We start from the raw sequence: 15,371 nt of genomic DNA, 5'->3' as shown, positions 1-15,371 counted from the left end.
GCACGTTCCCCTTGGCCGGTCCCGGTATCACAGTGGGGGAGAGGACGAACTTCGCGCAAGCGGAACGCCTGCGCTAGCAGCTATGCCGGTTCGTTATGCCCCTGGCCGGAATCGGCGGAGGCTCAGATTACCGCACCGGGCCAGCCTCCGCTGCGAACCAGATCCCGCACCAGCAGCCGCATTTCGCGCACGACCACGCGAGATGCCAGCGATAGCGGATGGTGCCGCGTGGTCACCAGCAGCAATGTCCGCGACAGGTCCTCGCGCCGGATCGGGCGGGCAGTGAGGCGGCCTGCCTCCATCTCGCGATGTACGGAGGGATAAGGCAGGATCGTCCTGCCTTCGCCGGCTTCGACAAGCGCCTTGATCGTCAGCAGGGCATCGGCCTCCAGAGTAACATTGAGCCGCAGATCGCGCTGCGTCGCCGCATGCTCGACAAGATGGCGCAAGCCATGGGATCGGCTGGGCAGGATCAGTTCCATCGACTGGATCTCGTCGAGGCCAATGGGCGTATCGTCGGTGGGCAGGCCGCCTTTTCCGATGAGGTAGAGGCCTTCCGTCAGCAACTCGTCCGTGATCAGTTGCTGCATATTGGCGAGCTTGTAGAAAACAGCGACATCGAGCCTGCCGCCGACCAGCCATTCGTTGACATGCCCGCTAAAGGCCTCGATCACCTTCAATGCGAGGCCGGGATGCTGCGCGCGAAGGCGGCGCACCAAAGGCGGGACCAGGAAATGCCCCTCGGTCGGGGGAATACCCAGAACGACCTGCCCGTCCGCAATGCCGCGTAGCTCGCCGATTTCCTTCTCTATCTTCTTCAGGCCCAACAGCACGTCCGGGGCATGCGCCATCAGCAGATGGCCCGCCTCGGTAAGCTCCATCCCTCGTCCCGTCCTGTAAAATAGCGAGACGGCAAGCTCTTCCTCCAGCAGACGTATCTGACGACTTATGGCGGGTTGGGCAACATTCAGGATGACGGCCGCGCGGGAAACGCTTCCCACCTCGGCCAGTGTCACGAAATAGCGAAGCTGGCGCAGTTCCATCCGAGATACCCTTCCCGCCTTGTCTTTATGGAACGCATATTTCTGCCATCCATCGCTTCTGTCGAGAGCACAGCCGTAATCCGGGTATATCCGGGCCGACATCGGATAGGCAGATCATTTCGGCATAGCTGATTGATGGGAACGGGCGGTGGTAAGCCCGATCGCCTTCACGGTACGACATCCAGGCGCCGATCTGCCCCGGAACGCCTGGCCGCCCGGCCTGCTTCGGATTTTCCGCCGGCCCCGCCCGGCGAGCCGGCGCAATCATCGTCCGATCAACATCGCGCCTGGAACCCACCCCATGCAGCTAGCGAAAAATGGATTTTCGGCCAACCCGCGGATCGAATTCGCCCTTGACAGGCAAAGGCCGGTTCTGCCTGCGCCGGACGGCAAGCCGATTATCGTCCACTTTGTATTGAACGTTGAATACTGGCCCTTCGACCGACCTATGCCGCGCAAGCTGCTGACGGCACCGCACGGGGCGGACCATGTTCCGGACGTTCCCAATTTCTCATGGGCGGAATACGGGCTGCGTGTGGGGCTGCCGCGCATGCTGAGGCTGTTCCGCCAACGCGAGGTTCCGGTTTCGGTCAGCCTCAACGCGAGCGTCATAGACGCCTATCCCGCCTGCGCGGACGCGATTCTCGAAACAGGCTGGGAACTCATCGGGCATGGCGCGCATCAGGCTTCCATCCAGGCGGCGGAGAGCGAAGGGGAAATCGTCGCCCAGTCCCTGCGCCGGCTAAGGGAAGTCAGCGGCCAGAAGGTGCGCGGATGGCTGAGCCCCGGTTTGCGGGAGAGCCTTTCCACACCCGATATTCTCGCCGATAACGCGATCGACTATGTCTATGATTGGGGCCTGGATGATCTGCCGAACTGGCTGTCAACGCATTCCAGCCCCATCATTGCGATGCCGTATTCGCTCGAATTGAACGACAGCGTGGTCTACGCCGTCGAAAGGCATCGCTCCGACGAGCTGTTTTCGCGTTTGAGGCTGACCCTCGATTGCATCGGCAACGAGCTGCCCGAAGTGGGGCCGCGTGTTCTTGGGATTGGATTGCATCCGCATCTGATGGGCGTGCCGCACCGCTTTCCGTTCCTCCAGCGGATGGTCGATCTGCTGGCGCAGAGGCCGGATGTCCGCTTCATGTCCGGGTCGGATATCGCGGACTGGTTCAGCGCGGGAGGACGATCGTGAGCAGGCAGCCTGAAATCCTTGAAGACTTCGCCGAACGCTTTGCGCCCGCGCACAGCGCGCTCGTCATCATCGACATGCAGAACGATTTCTGCGTCGAAGGTTATGCGGCCAGCGCCGCCGGCCGGCCGCTTGGCGCTGCGCAGGCCATCGTTCCGTCCCTCGTCCGGCTGCTGAACTCCGCCCGGGCGGCGGGTGTCCTCGTATGTCATGTCGGCTTCTGGACGCTGCCGGAACACGGCAGCGATTCGGGACCCTGGCTCGCCCAGCGCCGACGTTCGACCTACGCCTCCGACCGGATCGCGATCGCCGAGACCGAAGGCGCCGCCTTTATCGACGCTCTGGCCCCAGTTGGCGGCGAACTCCGGATCCGCAAACACCGGTACAGCGCCTTCAAGGGCACCGACCTGGACATGCTGTTGCGCGCCCACGGCATCCGCAGCGTGGTGACGACAGGCGTCTCCACCAATGTCTGCGTGGAGAGCACGTTCCGGGAAGCGTTCGAGCTTGGATATTACGTGTGCGTGCCGCGCGACGGCTGCGCCTCGTGGGATCGAAATCTGCACGAAGCCAGCCTGCGGAATGTCGAGGCCCGCTTCGGCCTGGTCAGCGACATCGACAGCATCTGCAAGGCTTGGCAGCAAAATCCGCAAGCACTTCTCTTTCAAAAGGACATGTCGAGATGACCACTTCCCTCACCGAAGATGCCGCGCGCTTTGCCGCAGATCTTTCCTTCAAGGACATTCCGGACGATGTCGTTCGCATTGCGCGGCGGTGCATGGTGGATGGGCTGGGTGTCATGCTGGCGGGAAGCCGGCATGATGCCCTTGCGGTGGCCGAGTGCTACCTGCAAAAGATCGGCGGCAGTCCTGCGGCCCGCGTGGTGGGCCATCCGAACCTGCACGTGACGGCCCCACAGGCGGCGTTCTGGAACGGGCTCTCCGGCCATGCCATGGACTGGGACGACACGCAGCTCGCCGAGGGCCCGAACCGCCCTTACGGCCTGCTGACGCATCCGACAATTCCGCCCCTCGCCGCCGTGATGGCCATTTCCGAAATGTTGGGCGGAGTAAGCGGGGAAGCGTTGCTGACCGCCTTCGTTGCCGGCGTGGAGGTCGAGTGCAAGATTGCCGAGGCGATCAATCCGGACCACTACAATCTGGGTTTCCATACCAGCGGCACGATCGGGACCTTCGGGGCTGCCGTAGCCGCGGCGAAACTTATCGGCCTCGACGTTCAGGGCATCCGCGCCGCGATCGGGGGCGCGGCCTCCATGGCGGCGGGGATAAGGGCCAATTTCGGCACGATGGGCAAGCCGATGCATGTCGGGCGCTCGGCGGAGAACGGCGTGACCGCCGCCCTGCTCGTCAAGGAAGGCTTCACCTTCAATGACGAAGCGCTCGACGGCAAATGGGGCTATCTCTCGGTGGCCGGGCGCGGCGGCGATCCCGACCTCGTGCTCGGGCGCTTCGGCCAGCCTTTCGTGCTCGTCTCGCCGGGGATCAGTATCAAGCCTTATCCGTGCGGCGTGCTGACTCATCCCTCCATGGACCTCATGAAGGCGGTGATGAAGGAAAACGCATTGACGCCTGAAGATATCGAAAGCGTCACGCTCCTTGCGGCCAACAATATCCTTCACCCCATCCGCTACCGGATCGCCACGACCGAACTGGAGGGCAAGTTCTGCATGGCCTTCCTGCTCTCCTCAATGATCCTCCGCGGGCGGGCCGGAAAGGAAGAGTTCACGGACGCTTTCGTCCGCTCGCCGCAAGTGCAGGCAATGCAGCGCCGCGTCCGCACGCAGTTCGATCGCGAGATAGAGATGATGGGGCAGGATCGCATTCTTTCCCGGATCGAGGTTCTGACCACCGACGGACGACGGATCTCCCGCATGTCCGACAATCGTTATCGCGGCGGCCCGGAGCACCCCATGTCCGACGCCGAGCTTGAAGAGAAGTTTCTCGACTGCGCGCAGGGTGTCCTTTCGCCGGCAACGTCGCGCAAGCTCATGGATCTGGTCTGGCAGGTCGAAAGACTTGAAAGCAGTACCGCCCTGCTGGACCTCGCCTCTGCCTGAACCGGCCGGAAGCGGCCGCCCGGCCTTGAAAATCCGGGCGGCCTTTTCACGACAGCAGGATGAGCCTGTTCAAGACGGCGATTCGACCAGGTCCATGATCTGTCGAACGTTCGCGACATCCTCGAGATTGGCGATCATCTCGATCAGACCATCCGCGGCGCCTTGCCGGAGATATGCTTCGACACTTCGGCAATTGGCGCGGAACTTGCCGAGATGCGCCGCCTCCGAAAGCGGATTGCGCGGATGGCCGAGAATGTTCGTCACCGTCTCTTCAAGTAGCGAGCCGTCCTTCAGGCTGACACGCACGGCAACCGGAGAAAAGGCGTCTATTCCGGTCCCCTCCAGCGTTCCGATGGCAATGCGTTCCGAAAGCCGGTGTGCCGTCTCGTCGGCGAGGGCAGCGGGCGTGAAATCAGCCATGGTGAGCCCGCCGGTTCCCAGAACCCGAGCGGCGCAGTACAGGAGGCTCAGACGCGCATAGTTCGCTTCCATGCCGGCTTTGACCGGGCGTCCGACCAGGCCCTTGGCCACAGGGGTGAGATCGATGACGACACCTTCCACGTCCGCACCGGAGAAATCCCGACGCCCCCGGATCCGCATCAGGGCTTCGATGGCTCCATGCGTGGCCCGGCCGCTCGGGAAGGGCTTCTGCGACATTTCATCCATACGCCAGATCCGGCCGAAATCGGCGACGACCGGCCGCGGATCGGCCACGTCTTCGAACAAGCGGAAATAGCCGAAACGGCCGTCGAGAACGTCTTGCGTCGCCTTCAGACCTGCTGCGGCGAGATCGCAGGCCTGCAAGGCATTGCGCGTGTTGAAGCCGACCTGCAGCGAAAGGAGCATGGAGCCTTCCTCATGAGCCTGCATCGACCCGCAGGATTGCGCGACGCAGGCACCGAATGCCGCCACCAGCTGCTGTTCATCGAGCCCCAGCAGCTTGCCGGCCGCCGCCGTGGCGCCGAACCCGTTGGCCACACCCGGCCGGAAAAACTTCATCGGCGACCTGGCTGCCAGCCCGACCGCGCAGGCGATATCGACACCAGCCACCACTGCTTCGATCAACTGCCTTCCGGTAATCCCGCTTCGACCGTCCGCGATGGCGAGCGCCGCCGGCAGCGTTCCCGTCATGGCGTGGACCACTGCCTTTTCGTGAAGGCTGTCGAATTCGGAATTGTGTATCTGACAGGCGTTCAACATGGCCGCGACAGGAGCCGGGAAGCGATCCGTCCGCGCAAGAACACGGCAGGGCCCGGCGCCGCCCCAGCCGTGCGCGCAGCCCAGCAACTCCTGCGCCAATTGCCCTCGGCTGCCTGAAAGCCCCACGCCTATCGCATCGAGGATGAAACGGCGCGCCGCATCCACCGTATGAGAGGGAAGATCCTCGAAACGTGTGCCGCGCACATGACGCGCGAAGTCCTCGATCGTATCCTGCGTCATGAAAGTGATCCCTCCTGCGGCAAGGCCGTTCGACCTGGCCGGATCCTTGCTCTGTTTCGAAGACTATGTGCTGTTCGCCGCCGGTGGATAGTCCGAGCCGGTTATAGCTGTTTTGCAGGAAACACCGGCGCTGAGCGGATTGATCCTGTCCGGCAGCCCGGGCATAGGCTGTTGCCATGGAAATCCGGTGAGCCCATGGACAAACTGACCGCCCTCAAAGTGTTTCGAGCCGTTGCGGAAGCCCACAGCTTCGCAAGAGCCGCTGATCGGATGGGGCTGTCGCGCGCGGCAGTCAGCAAGAACATCTCGGAACTCGAAGCAGGTCTCAACACGAGGCTGTTTCACCGCACAACCCGCCAGATCAGTCTGACGGAAGCCGGACTGATCTATTTTGATCGTATCGGTCATATTCTTGATGAGCTCGAGACCGCCGACCGGGCGATCGAGCAGCTCAACGACGGCCCCGTCGGTCTGTTGCGCGTCGCGGCTCCACATTCGTTCTCTCTCCTATGCCTGCTCAAGATGGTCCAGGGATTCCTGGCGGCCTATCCTGACATCAATCTCCAGCTCGATATGGACGACCGGAAGGTGGACATCGTCGATGGCAGCTATGATCTAGCCATCCGCGGGAGCAATCATCTCGAAGATTCAAGCCTTATAGCCAGGAAGCTGACGGACCTGCCGCACACGGTCTGCGCTGCCCCCTCCTATCTCGCCTCGAGAGGCACACCCCTGATCCCGGCCGATATCGTCCGCCATCGATGCCTCAGCTATTCGCTGTCAGATCGATCCGGCGAATGGATTTTCAGCAAGGATGGCGATACCGCGCGAATTCCGATCAATAGCCGTTTTGCAGCCACATCCAGCATTGCGGTGCGGCAGGCGGTCGTGGAAGGACTGGGCGTGGGACTGCTGCCGAATGCCTATATTCGGGAGGAGCTGGCCGACGGACGCATCGTTCGGATTCTCGATGACTGGAAAACGCCGACCGCATCCATCTACGCCATCTATGCTTCGCGCCGTCACATCCCGCTCAAGCTCAGGGTTTTTCTGGATTTCCTGGCGAAGTTTCTGGAGGACAAGACTGGTGCGGAAGCCTGATGCTTCGGCTGCACACCCGGTTTGGTGACGGCTGAAGCGTTAGGACGGAAAGGGTCAGTTGCCCGTGCTCTTCGCCTTTTCGAGGAGCGGCGGAGGATCGACCGAGAAATCGATCCAGGGATTGTCGTCAAGGGTTTCGGCCCCGGCAATGCCAAGCGCTTCATATCGCATGACGAAGGTTGCCGGACCATGGGCATGGGCAACGACCAGCCCATGCTCCGCGTCGAAATATCCTCCGTGAGGAACAAGCCCGGGATAGCTTATGCGCCAGGCAGGCTGACCCGCCTCCACCGCGCTGAATCTGACCTTGGCGACGGCATTGTCCTGCAAGACGAAGAACCAGGTGTAGGGTCCGCCGGAAACGATGGTCATGATCTCGTCGATGCCGTGCCCCGAGTCGGCGCTGTTGACGTGCAGGCGGCCGAACTTCTTCTTCAGAAAGGTGACGGTATCGCTGTCCAGCGCTTTCATGTCGTAGATCTTCGGATAAGGCGGAACGTCCTTTTCCGAAATGGACAGCGCTCCGCCTCCATCGACCGCAGGCTTTCTTCCGGCTTTGCGTATCTCGTCGAGCAGACCGTCGCGGTCCAACGAGAATATCGACAGCAGCTCCTTTTGTTCGGCTTCATCCAGGGCGCGCGACTTCGACGCTTCGAGGATCGGTAGGGCCTGCTTCGCGCCAGGCACCTCGGAAATCCTCACCCCGACTTTGCCGAGGTGCTCGTTTACCGCGGCAAGGCCGACGGCGTCCGGCCTCCCGTCGCTGAAAGAAAGGCTTACCACACGCTCGCCTTGTTCCGCCGCGCCGGCATAGGCTGCTCCCGAAAGAAATACGCCGACGGCCATCGCAACCGGCACGAATTGTTTCAGATCGAACATCGATTACTCCTCTTGAAGGACGCCGCGCCGCCCTTGGCGCGGATCACGGTCAAGACATGCCAGTTGCCTGGCGAAAGAATAATCGGTTGCGCTGGAAAGACACTGGTAACTACCGGTGAACGTTAGCCGGAACTGCCTGAACCGCAGGAAACAGATACCTCAAGAGCTTCCCTCGCCCGGAGACATTTCGCACATTACAATTCAGACCTGCCGCACTCACGCGGTGGTGCTAGGCGCCAGTCCTGAACTGTCACTCAAAGTTGAGGCAGAAGCCGACTAGAAATGCGGCAGGCCCCCGGATTCCGGACGTGACGAGATCAAGTCGTCTCACGTCTCGTCACTTTCCACTCCGGTCAACAACGCGTCTCCCTGCTCAACCTTTCGGCTGAGGAGCCCCGCATCCTCCAGCGCCTCGATGTCGGGCGGGTCGCGCAGCGTCTGCATGCCGAAGGCGGAGAGGAAATGCTTTGTCGTGACATAGGTATAGGGCGCGCCGGGCGTCGGGCTGCGCGGGCCAGAGGCGAGGAAATTGGCATTGCGCAGGCTGGCGATCGTGTCGCGGCTGACCTCCTTGCCGAAGATTTTCGACAGGTCACCGCGGGTGAGCGGCTGGAAATAGGCGATCGCCATCAACACCATGGCCTCGAAGTCGGGCAGCGCTGGCGCCGCACTCCGCGTCGACGCCTGCGACGCCCTAATCGGAACGGCGAAACGCGAACGCGTTCGGTGCTGCCAGCCGCCGGCGACAAAGACGATCTCATAGGGCCGGTCACGGAGTTCTTCCTGCAGGTCGTCGATCAGCAGGTCGATGCTGCACTCTTTGCCAACGACGCGCGCCAGCGTCTCGCGTCTGACCGGCTCGGCCAAAGCAAAGATCACGGCTTCGACCCGCAGCATCTTTTCGCGCCAGCGCAAGTCCGGCGGCAGGTCGGACAGTTCCCGATCCAGGAGGACTTTGTCCTCCGATGTGGATCTGCGGCCTCGTCGCGTGCCGGCCGTCTCCGGTTCGCTCATCTTCATAATCCATAGATCCTAAACGAACTGCGGCCGGACAGTTCGCGCACGGCGCCAAAGCCTTCCAGCCTGTCGAACAGCCGGGTCGCCGCCCAGCGCGAGAGATTGCTGCCGGGCGCCGAGGCGGCCACCGCGTCCTCATTAAGCAGGACCTGGATGACGGCGCCGGCGCGTTTCGTGCGAACCTTTGGTGCGGCGGCACGCAGCGTCTCGGCGCGCCGCGCAATCTCGCCGGCGGTGCGTAAGGCCGCGCCTGTCGCCTCGGTGAGGGCAAGGCAGACGGCGCGGGCGAAGGCCGGTTCCCCCGGGCGCACACGGCCCCTGCCCCCAAGCGTCTTGAAGGCCGGCCCATAGCGCTCGGCCATCAGCAGCGGCACGGCAAGATCCCATTTCAGCAGCGCGGCGATCAGCAGATCGGCGAGCATCCAGGCGAGCGGTTCGGCATCCGGCCGCACGGCATGGATGGCCGTGACCAGGTCCGCCGCAGCAAACGGCGCCGGGCGGCCCGATTGCAGCGCGTTGTCGGCATAGTCGACGGCCGCGGTCAGCCGATCGTCCCAGGCGAGCCCCAACAGATCGGCAAGCTCAGCCACCGCTTTCGAGGAAAAGGCGGGTTCCCGCGTGGCGAGTTTCTTATAAGCGAAAAACATCCTGCCGGCTGGACCCGGATCGTCACCGGCGGCCGTCAGCAGAACGGCATCACGCAACGCGGCCGCGTCCTCGTTCCGCCCCATCAGCCGGACCGCGACAGCGGCACATTTGAGGGCCTGACGCGCGCGCCAGCAGCCGGCCCAGGCGGGCGTGGAGCGGACAAGATCGTCAAGCGATTTCAGGGCGATGCCCGCGGCAAACGGCGGTTCCGCCAGACCGATCCGCCCCGGCCGCAGCCAGGCGGCGATCGGATACTGAAGCGGAACGGGGACGCCTGTGGCGGTCTCGGAAGGTTGCGAATCCATATCCGAGCGTAGCCAAGCGCGGCGGTTAAGGTCAACAAAAAGCGCTCAAAGCGCCGGGGGTGTCGGTGGATAAAAACGAGCGATAATCTTGGCTTATCGGTCGTTTCGCAGAGACGGGCCGAACGGCGCAAAATCCCGGCCGAAAAGCTCTCGGTTCGCGCGCTGAGAGGCCCCGCGCAGACCGATCCTCATCGCCGCTAATCCCGCTTCACCGTCTGCAGCTGGCGCCCGCGCGCCTTCGCCCGCACCTGCTCAAACGCCTGCCGGCCTAGCGCCTGCGGCAGCATCCCGTAGGCCCACGCGCCCTTGCGGGCCTGACTGATGCCATAGGGAATGCGGCCCCGCTCCCACCGCAGCACGTTCACCTGATCGGTCTTGATCCACGACGGCTGATCGTCAAGACCGAGATGCCGGGCCACCGCCGGCGGCACAGCAATTGCCGTCTCATCTTTGCCCGGTGGCGAATGCGTGATAGCGCACAACAGCACGTCCTTTGACCCATCCGGCTTTTCGGCCATCGTCAGGACGATCGCGCACGGCCGATCCTTGCCGCTGTCCAGGCCCTTCGCGCTCTCCGCTTTCCAAAGGAAATCGTAGCGCACCACCAGACCCGGCTTCGGTTCGAACTCCACGGTCTATTTCTTCAGCAGATGGTCGAGGTCTGGTGTTGCCGCGCCCGCGTATCCCTTGTCCAATGCCGCCACGAGCTCGTCCGGCAACTCGTGGGCATAAAATGCCTGCCGCGTATCGAGGGCCTTGAGCCGCTTGTATTCGTCCGCCGCCAGCACCACGATGCTTTCGCGCCCGTGATGCGTCACCGAGACGGGCTCCCTCTGCGCCAGATCGCGGTAGCGACCGAAATGGTTCTGCAGCTCAACGGCCGTGATCGTCACCATCGCCTTGCTCCTTACTAAGCCGATAATCTATATAATAGCGATATTGGAGAAAATAGGCAAATTCTGTGCCGACAAGCTATCTGGTAGCCAACGGCTATCCGGCGGCCATCAGCTAGCGGCCATCCACAGTACGCCCTACCGGAACGCTCATACATCATCCGGCGGGCTGCCAATGGCGGCACGCATCTTGTCATCGGGCGGCGGTGGATTGTCCATCAGCTCCATAATCCGCACAAAATAGCGCTCCTAGACCTCGATCGTCTCGGCTTCCTGAATCACCGCTTCGGCCTCGCGCAGAGCCGCGCAGATGACAAACGCGGTCAGATGCGCATGCACCAGCGCGGCCGCACGCACCAGCCTTGCCTTTTGCCGCGCAGCAGGTTCAGCCGTTCGCTGCGACCGCTCTCCCGGGCATGGCCACCTCCGTCATTCCCTCTCCTTTCAGCATAGCGTGAAACGCGCTTGGCCGTCCAAACCACGTGTCTCAACGGCCAGCAGAACGGCTATCTGGTAGCTACCAGATAGCTTGTCGCTAGCGGCCAGTTTCTCTGCTATGCGACTGTTAGCTGGTAGCTATCAGCTATCCATTGGGGCGCTTGCTGCCATGCTCCGGCCGCCCGCCGCCCCCTTTCTCTCGCCTTCGCCACCCAAATCGGGCTAAGAGTCCAACATGAACGCCGACCGCCTCAAGGCCGCCCCTGCCCCCACTGCGACCCCTCTCGCGCCCGACGCGACGGACCTGCCCGACGTCATCGACTGCGTGATGGCATGGGCGCATCCATCGAGGCGCCCGCCTCCCCTCCCCTCTCCCCGCATCTGGCGCGGCTCGCTGATCGCGCCCGCGATTACGTCGATGCGGCCAGCGCGGCCAACACCCGCCGCGCCTACGCCGCCGACTGGCGATATTTCTCAGCCTGGTGCCACCGGCATGGCATCGACCTGCTGACACCCGATCCGCAAAGCGTCGGGCTCTACATCACCGCCCTCGCCTCCGGCACGGCCGGCAAGGGGCGCAGCGGAGGCGACCATCGAGCGCCGTCCGTCGGCGCTGGCCTGGAATTACGCGCAACGCGGCGCCCGCTCGACCGCAAGGACCGCTACATCGCCACCGTGATGGCCGGCATCCGCAACACCCATGCCCGGCCGTCAGCGCAGAAGGAAGCGGTAACGCCCGACAACCTCCTCGCCATGCTCGAGACGCTGGATCGCGCCACACTGCGCGGTCTGCGCGATCGCGCCATCCTGCTCATCGGCTTCACCGGCGGCCTGCGCCGTTCCGAAATCGTCGCGCTCGACTGCGGCCCCGACCAGACCGAAGATAGCGGCGGCTGGATCGAGATCCTCGACAAGGGCGCCCTGCTGACCCCTAAAGGCAAGACCGGCTGGCGCGAAGTCGAGATCGGCCGCGGCTCGTCCGATCTGACCTGTCCGGTCGTCGCGCTCGAGACCTGGCTCGCGCTCGCGCGCATCGCTCATGGCCCGCTGTTTCGTCGGGTCACCGGCAACGGCAAGAAGGTCGGCGCCAACCGCCTCAACGACCAGGAGGTGGCGCGCCTGGTCAAGCGCACGGCGCTGGACGCCGGCGTCCGCGCAGATCTCGCCGAGGGCCAGCGCGCCATTCTGTTTGCCGGCCACTCGCTGCGCGCCGGCCTCGCCACCTCGGCCGACGTCGAGGAGCGTCACGTTCAGAAGCAGCTCGGCCACGCCTCCGCCGAGATGACGCGCCGCTATCAGCGCAACCGCGACCGTTTCCGCATCAACCTCACCAAGGCCGCTGGCCTGTAGGAGGCGCGCCGTGTCCCGGCTCGCACCGCCCGACGACTTCATCCACGCTCTACAGACACGCGAGCAGGCGCGCGAAGCCGCCCTGCTGTGGGCCGCGCGCGTCACCTGTGCTGCAAGACGTCGGTCATCGCGCAGCTGACCGCTGCCCTCCGCAAGACATTCCACTAAACGGCCGGCTCCTGGCAGGACTTCTGGAAAACATCGTCGGCACGACGTGTTCCAATACCAGGGCTGATGCCCTCCAGCTCGCGCGCGGATACCAAGTAGCTACCGGCTATCTACGCGAAACCTCTTTGAAGCCGGTGAGCTATCTGTTAGCATTCTGCTAACAATTGGCCCACCGTCTGCCCCCAGAAGGAGCTCATGCCAACCATCGTTTTCGCCAGCCCCAAGGGTGGGGCTGGAAAGTCCACCTCCGCCGTGCTGCTCGCCTGCGAACTCGCCGCCCAAGGCGCCAACGTCACCATGATCGACGCGGATCCCAACAAGCCGGTGTCGCGATGGGCGCGCCGGCCGGGCAAGCCCGACAACCTGACGGTCGTCAGCGACGTCAGCGAAGACAGCGTCATCGACGCCATCGAGGAGGCGGCCACAAAAACCAGCTTCGTCATCGTCGATCTGGAAGGCACGGCCTCGATGATGGTCGGCTACGCCATGAGCCGCGCGGATCTCGTCGTCATCCCGACGCAGGGCAGCGAGCTCGACGCCGTCGAAGCGGTGAAGGCGGTGAGGCTGGTCCGCACGCAAGAACGCGCCTTCGGCAAGACCATTCCGTTCGCCGTGCTGCTGACGCGCGTCAACGCCGCCGTCATCACCCGTGACCTGCGCGACATCCGCATCCAGCTCGCCCAGGCCGGCATTCCGGTCTTCGAAATCCCGATCGTCGAGCGCGCCGCGTTCCGCGCCATCTTCAGCTTCGGCGGAACCCTGTTGTCGCTCGACCCCAAGCAGGTCAGCAACATCAAGGCCGCGATCGTCAACGCCCGCGCCTATGCCGCCGAACTCGTTGCCGTCCTGAAGAGGGCGGTCGCAGCCACCGGAACCCTGGAAGTCGCATGACCTCCCCGACACGCTCCAGCATCTTCGAGGACGACGGCAAACTCGACCTCTCGGACTTCAAGCCCAAGCCCGCGCCGGATCCCACTGCGCCATCATCGCAGGAGGTTCGCGCCGTCGCCGAACGCGCCAACTTCCGCAGCCGTGAAGCAAGCACCAGGACCGACGCAGCGGCCGCGCCGCGACCGCAACAGCGCCGGCACCGGACCGGCCGCAACGTCCAGCTCAACATCAAGGCCACCGGCGAGACCGTCGCCGCCTTCAACCGCCTCACCCAAGACAACAGATGGGTCGCAGGCGAAACCCTTCAACGCGCCCTGGCGGCGCTCCGGCGCGAGCTCGGCGAGGGCAGGGGCTGACCCACGGTGTCACCCAACGCGGGTTGGCGGCGCGCCCTCCCCCTGGGCGGGAGTCAATCGGGTCACCAATCAGGCTCCAGCCACCTGGTTCACGCGAACCCTGATCTTGTCAGCTGACAAAAGTCCAAGGTTGTGAAATGATTACAGTCAGTTAGGCTCTATTGGGCATAGGTTTCCGTGAAAGTCGTTCGATCGGCCACGAAAGACTACTGAATATCTCGCCTCGCGGCCGTTAACCTTCTGTTAATATTAAAATTCTTGTCGGGGACGACGAATCAGACATAATGACGGTTGATTGGCCCGTTTGCGCCAAAAATCGTTTTTAGGAAGTCCCGGCCGAATGAACGTGAGTTCGCCTCCTCCTCGGACTAAATCGCCGTTGCTCTTTGAGAAAAGCATTCTCGAGCAAGGCGATCAGATCTCGAAAAAGTTGCATCTGCTGAGTGTGCAGCGATTCCCGCCGCATGCGAAGAAAGGACTGAGATCATTCTCACTTGCGGAAGTGGCGACCTATCTCGGGGTGTCCCAGAGCCACCTCAAGAAGCTGCATCTGGAAGGCAAAGGTCCGGTTCCCGAAACGTCATCGTCGGGAAGGCGCTCCTACACGGCGGAGCAAATGGTCGAGCTTCGCCAGTATCTCGATGAGTATGGCCGTTCTGATGCACGCATGTACGTCCCTCATCGACGGGCGGGCGAGAAGCTTCAGATCCTTGCCGTCGTGAACTTCAAAGGGGGGAGCGGGAAGACGACGACAGCTGCGCATCTAGCTCAATACCTCGCGCTCACTGGCCACCGCGTGCTGGCCGTCGATCTCGATCCCCAGGCGTCGCTTTCGTCGCTGCACGGTTTCCAGCCGGAGCTCGATCAGACCAAATCGCTCTATGATGCGATCCGCTACGACGACGAGAGGAGGCCTCTTTCAGAAATCATCCAGCCGACCAATTTCCCCGGACTGGATATTGTTCCTGCCAGCCTAGAATTGCAAGAATTCGAATACGACACGCCCGTGGCGATGACGGATAAAAGCTCCAATGCGGGACGCGCGTTCTTCACGCGGATATCTGGAGCGCTCGCCGAGGTCGATGATCGTTACGATGTCGTCGTCATCGACTGTCCTCCCCAGCTCGGCTATCTCACCATCACGGCGCTGACCGCGGCGACGTCTGTCTTGATCACAATCCATCCGCAGATGCTCGATGTGATGTCGATGGGACAGTTCCTATTGATGCTGGGCAATATCCTTGAGCCCATCCGCAGCGCAGGGGCTGAGGTCAATCTCGAGTGGTACCGCTATCTGGTTACCCGCTATGAACCCACAGATGGCCCCCAGCATCAGATGACGTCTTTCCTGCAGACCCTGTTCGGGGATTTCATTTTGAAGAACCACATGCTGAAATCGACCGCGGTTTCGGATGCGGGCATAACGAAGCAAACCCTTTATGAGGTCGAAAAGAACACCATGACGCGCTCAACGTATGAGCGCGCGATGGAGTCATTGGAGGCGGTGAATGGCGAGATAGCAGACCTCATTCATGATGCGTGGGGACGCTGAATGTTGTCGGCTGACAAA

The 15,371-nt window shown here is 62.9% G+C and carries 14 protein-coding genes and 2 pseudogenes; 8 read left to right on the top strand and 8 right to left on the bottom strand.

Going from position 1 to position 15,371, the window contains the following annotated elements; translation table 11 throughout:
- Positions 1–122: 122 nt before the first annotated feature.
- Positions 123–1,043 carry a LysR family transcriptional regulator gene (locus tag PD284_RS24425; protein WP_274630938.1) on the bottom strand — a complete coding sequence of 307 codons (921 nt, stop codon included), beginning with the start codon at positions 1,041–1,043 and terminating at the stop codon, positions 123–125.
- Positions 1,044–1,191: 148 nt separating this feature from the next.
- On the opposite strand from PD284_RS24425, the gene PD284_RS24420 reads away from it, so the two are divergent.
- From PD284_RS24420 to PD284_RS24410, 3 genes are read left to right on the top strand one after another with little or no spacing between them, the layout of a single operon-like run.
- Complete coding sequence (locus PD284_RS24420; protein WP_274630937.1) at positions 1,192–2,241, top strand: polysaccharide deacetylase family protein; 1,050 nt, start codon at positions 1,192–1,194, stop codon at positions 2,239–2,241.
- Complete coding sequence (locus PD284_RS24415; protein WP_274630936.1) at positions 2,238–2,924, top strand: cysteine hydrolase family protein; 687 nt, start codon at positions 2,238–2,240, stop codon at positions 2,922–2,924. The genes PD284_RS24420 and PD284_RS24415 overlap by 4 nt, the downstream gene beginning before the upstream one ends.
- Complete coding sequence (locus PD284_RS24410; RefSeq protein ID WP_274630935.1) at positions 2,921–4,315, top strand: MmgE/PrpD family protein; 1,395 nt, start codon at positions 2,921–2,923, stop codon at positions 4,313–4,315. Before PD284_RS24415 ends, PD284_RS24410 begins: the two co-directional genes overlap by 4 nt.
- A 69-nt stretch (positions 4,316–4,384) precedes the next feature.
- Here the strand turns inward: PD284_RS24410 and PD284_RS24405 are convergent, their stop codons facing one another.
- The gene (locus PD284_RS24405; protein ID WP_274630934.1) at positions 4,385–5,755 is read right to left on the bottom strand and encodes an MmgE/PrpD family protein; all 1,371 of its coding nucleotides are present in this window, start codon (positions 5,753–5,755) and stop codon (positions 4,385–4,387) included.
- 195 nt (positions 5,756–5,950) lie between these two features.
- Between PD284_RS24405 and PD284_RS24400 the strand changes: the two genes are divergently transcribed.
- On the top strand, positions 5,951–6,856 hold the full coding sequence (locus PD284_RS24400) for a LysR family transcriptional regulator (RefSeq protein WP_274630933.1): 906 nt from the start codon (positions 5,951–5,953) through the stop codon (positions 6,854–6,856).
- A 54-nt stretch (positions 6,857–6,910) separates the two neighbouring features.
- Here the strand turns inward: PD284_RS24400 and PD284_RS24395 are convergent, their stop codons facing one another.
- The 6 genes and pseudogenes from PD284_RS24395 to PD284_RS26910 all read right to left on the bottom strand — a co-directional run.
- A complete protein-coding gene (locus PD284_RS24395; RefSeq protein WP_274630932.1) occupies positions 6,911–7,735 on the bottom strand; it encodes a hypothetical protein in 825 nt (274 codons plus the stop codon).
- A gap of 327 nt (positions 7,736–8,062) precedes the next feature.
- A complete protein-coding gene (gene scpB / locus PD284_RS24390; RefSeq protein WP_274630931.1) occupies positions 8,063–8,749 on the bottom strand; it encodes an SMC-Scp complex subunit ScpB in 687 nt (228 codons plus the stop codon).
- Between the two features lie 2 nt (positions 8,750–8,751).
- Complete coding sequence (locus PD284_RS24385) at positions 8,752–9,705, bottom strand: DUF1403 family protein (protein ID WP_274630930.1); 954 nt, start codon at positions 9,703–9,705, stop codon at positions 8,752–8,754.
- Between the two features lie 197 nt (positions 9,706–9,902).
- Positions 9,903–10,337: a type II toxin-antitoxin system PemK/MazF family toxin gene (locus PD284_RS24380; RefSeq protein WP_274630929.1), complete on the bottom strand. Its 435-nt coding sequence runs from the start codon at positions 10,335–10,337 to the stop codon at positions 9,903–9,905.
- A 3-nt stretch (positions 10,338–10,340) separates the two neighbouring features.
- Positions 10,341–10,601, bottom strand: coding sequence for a type II toxin-antitoxin system Phd/YefM family antitoxin (locus PD284_RS24375; protein ID WP_274630928.1), 261 nt, complete (start codon positions 10,599–10,601; stop codon positions 10,341–10,343).
- A gap of 246 nt (positions 10,602–10,847) precedes the next feature.
- Positions 10,848–10,961, bottom strand: a pseudogene (locus tag PD284_RS26910) (type II toxin -antitoxin system TacA 1-like antitoxin); the annotation flags it as partial.
- A 408-nt stretch (positions 10,962–11,369) separates the two neighbouring features.
- Here PD284_RS26910 and PD284_RS24365 point away from each other — a divergent pair.
- From PD284_RS24365 to repA, 4 genes and pseudogenes are all read left to right on the top strand, one after another.
- Positions 11,370–12,386, top strand: a pseudogene (locus PD284_RS24365) (site-specific integrase).
- A 363-nt stretch (positions 12,387–12,749) separates the two neighbouring features.
- A complete protein-coding gene (locus PD284_RS24360; RefSeq protein ID WP_274630927.1) occupies positions 12,750–13,445 on the top strand; it encodes a ParA family protein in 696 nt (231 codons plus the stop codon).
- Positions 13,442–13,801 carry a stability/partitioning determinant gene (locus tag PD284_RS24355; protein WP_274630926.1) on the top strand — a complete coding sequence of 120 codons (360 nt, stop codon included), beginning with the start codon at positions 13,442–13,444 and terminating at the stop codon, positions 13,799–13,801. Before PD284_RS24360 ends, PD284_RS24355 begins: the two co-directional genes overlap by 4 nt.
- A gap of 340 nt (positions 13,802–14,141) precedes the next feature.
- Entirely contained in the window at positions 14,142–15,353 is a 1,212-nt protein-coding gene (gene repA, locus PD284_RS24350) for a plasmid partitioning protein RepA (protein ID WP_274630925.1), read from the top strand.
- Positions 15,354–15,371 lie beyond the last annotated feature (18 nt).

Source organism: Mesorhizobium shangrilense, assembly GCF_028826155.1.
GTDB classification, from domain to species: domain Bacteria; phylum Pseudomonadota; class Alphaproteobacteria; order Rhizobiales; family Rhizobiaceae; genus Arvimicrobium; species Arvimicrobium flavum.
Note: the sequence above shows the minus strand (reverse complement) of the source record. Positions and strands in the feature narration are given on the sequence as shown.

Excerpts from the sequence above, each read along its gene's own strand:
- repA (WP_274630925.1), top strand. The coding sequence starts at position 14,142 with ATGAACGTGAGTTCGCCTCCTCCTCGGACTAAATCGCCGTTGCTCTTT.
- PD284_RS24405 (WP_274630934.1), bottom strand. The coding sequence starts at position 5,755 with ATGACGCAGGATACGATCGAGGACTTCGCGCGTCATGTGCGCGGCACA.
- PD284_RS24400 (WP_274630933.1), top strand. The coding sequence starts at position 5,951 with ATGGACAAACTGACCGCCCTCAAAGTGTTTCGAGCCGTTGCGGAAGCC.
- PD284_RS24395 (WP_274630932.1), bottom strand. The coding sequence starts at position 7,735 with ATGTTCGATCTGAAACAATTCGTGCCGGTTGCGATGGCCGTCGGCGTA.
- PD284_RS24375 (WP_274630928.1), bottom strand. The coding sequence starts at position 10,601 with ATGGTGACGATCACGGCCGTTGAGCTGCAGAACCATTTCGGTCGCTAC.
- PD284_RS24355 (WP_274630926.1), top strand. The coding sequence starts at position 13,442 with ATGACCTCCCCGACACGCTCCAGCATCTTCGAGGACGACGGCAAACTC.
- PD284_RS24385 (WP_274630930.1), bottom strand. The coding sequence starts at position 9,705 with ATGGATTCGCAACCTTCCGAGACCGCCACAGGCGTCCCCGTTCCGCTT.
- PD284_RS24360 (WP_274630927.1), top strand. The coding sequence starts at position 12,750 with ATGCCAACCATCGTTTTCGCCAGCCCCAAGGGTGGGGCTGGAAAGTCC.
- PD284_RS24425 (WP_274630938.1), bottom strand. The coding sequence starts at position 1,043 with ATGGAACTGCGCCAGCTTCGCTATTTCGTGACACTGGCCGAGGTGGGA.
- PD284_RS24410 (WP_274630935.1), top strand. The coding sequence starts at position 2,921 with ATGACCACTTCCCTCACCGAAGATGCCGCGCGCTTTGCCGCAGATCTT.
- scpB (WP_274630931.1), bottom strand. The coding sequence starts at position 8,749 with ATGAGCGAACCGGAGACGGCCGGCACGCGACGAGGCCGCAGATCCACA.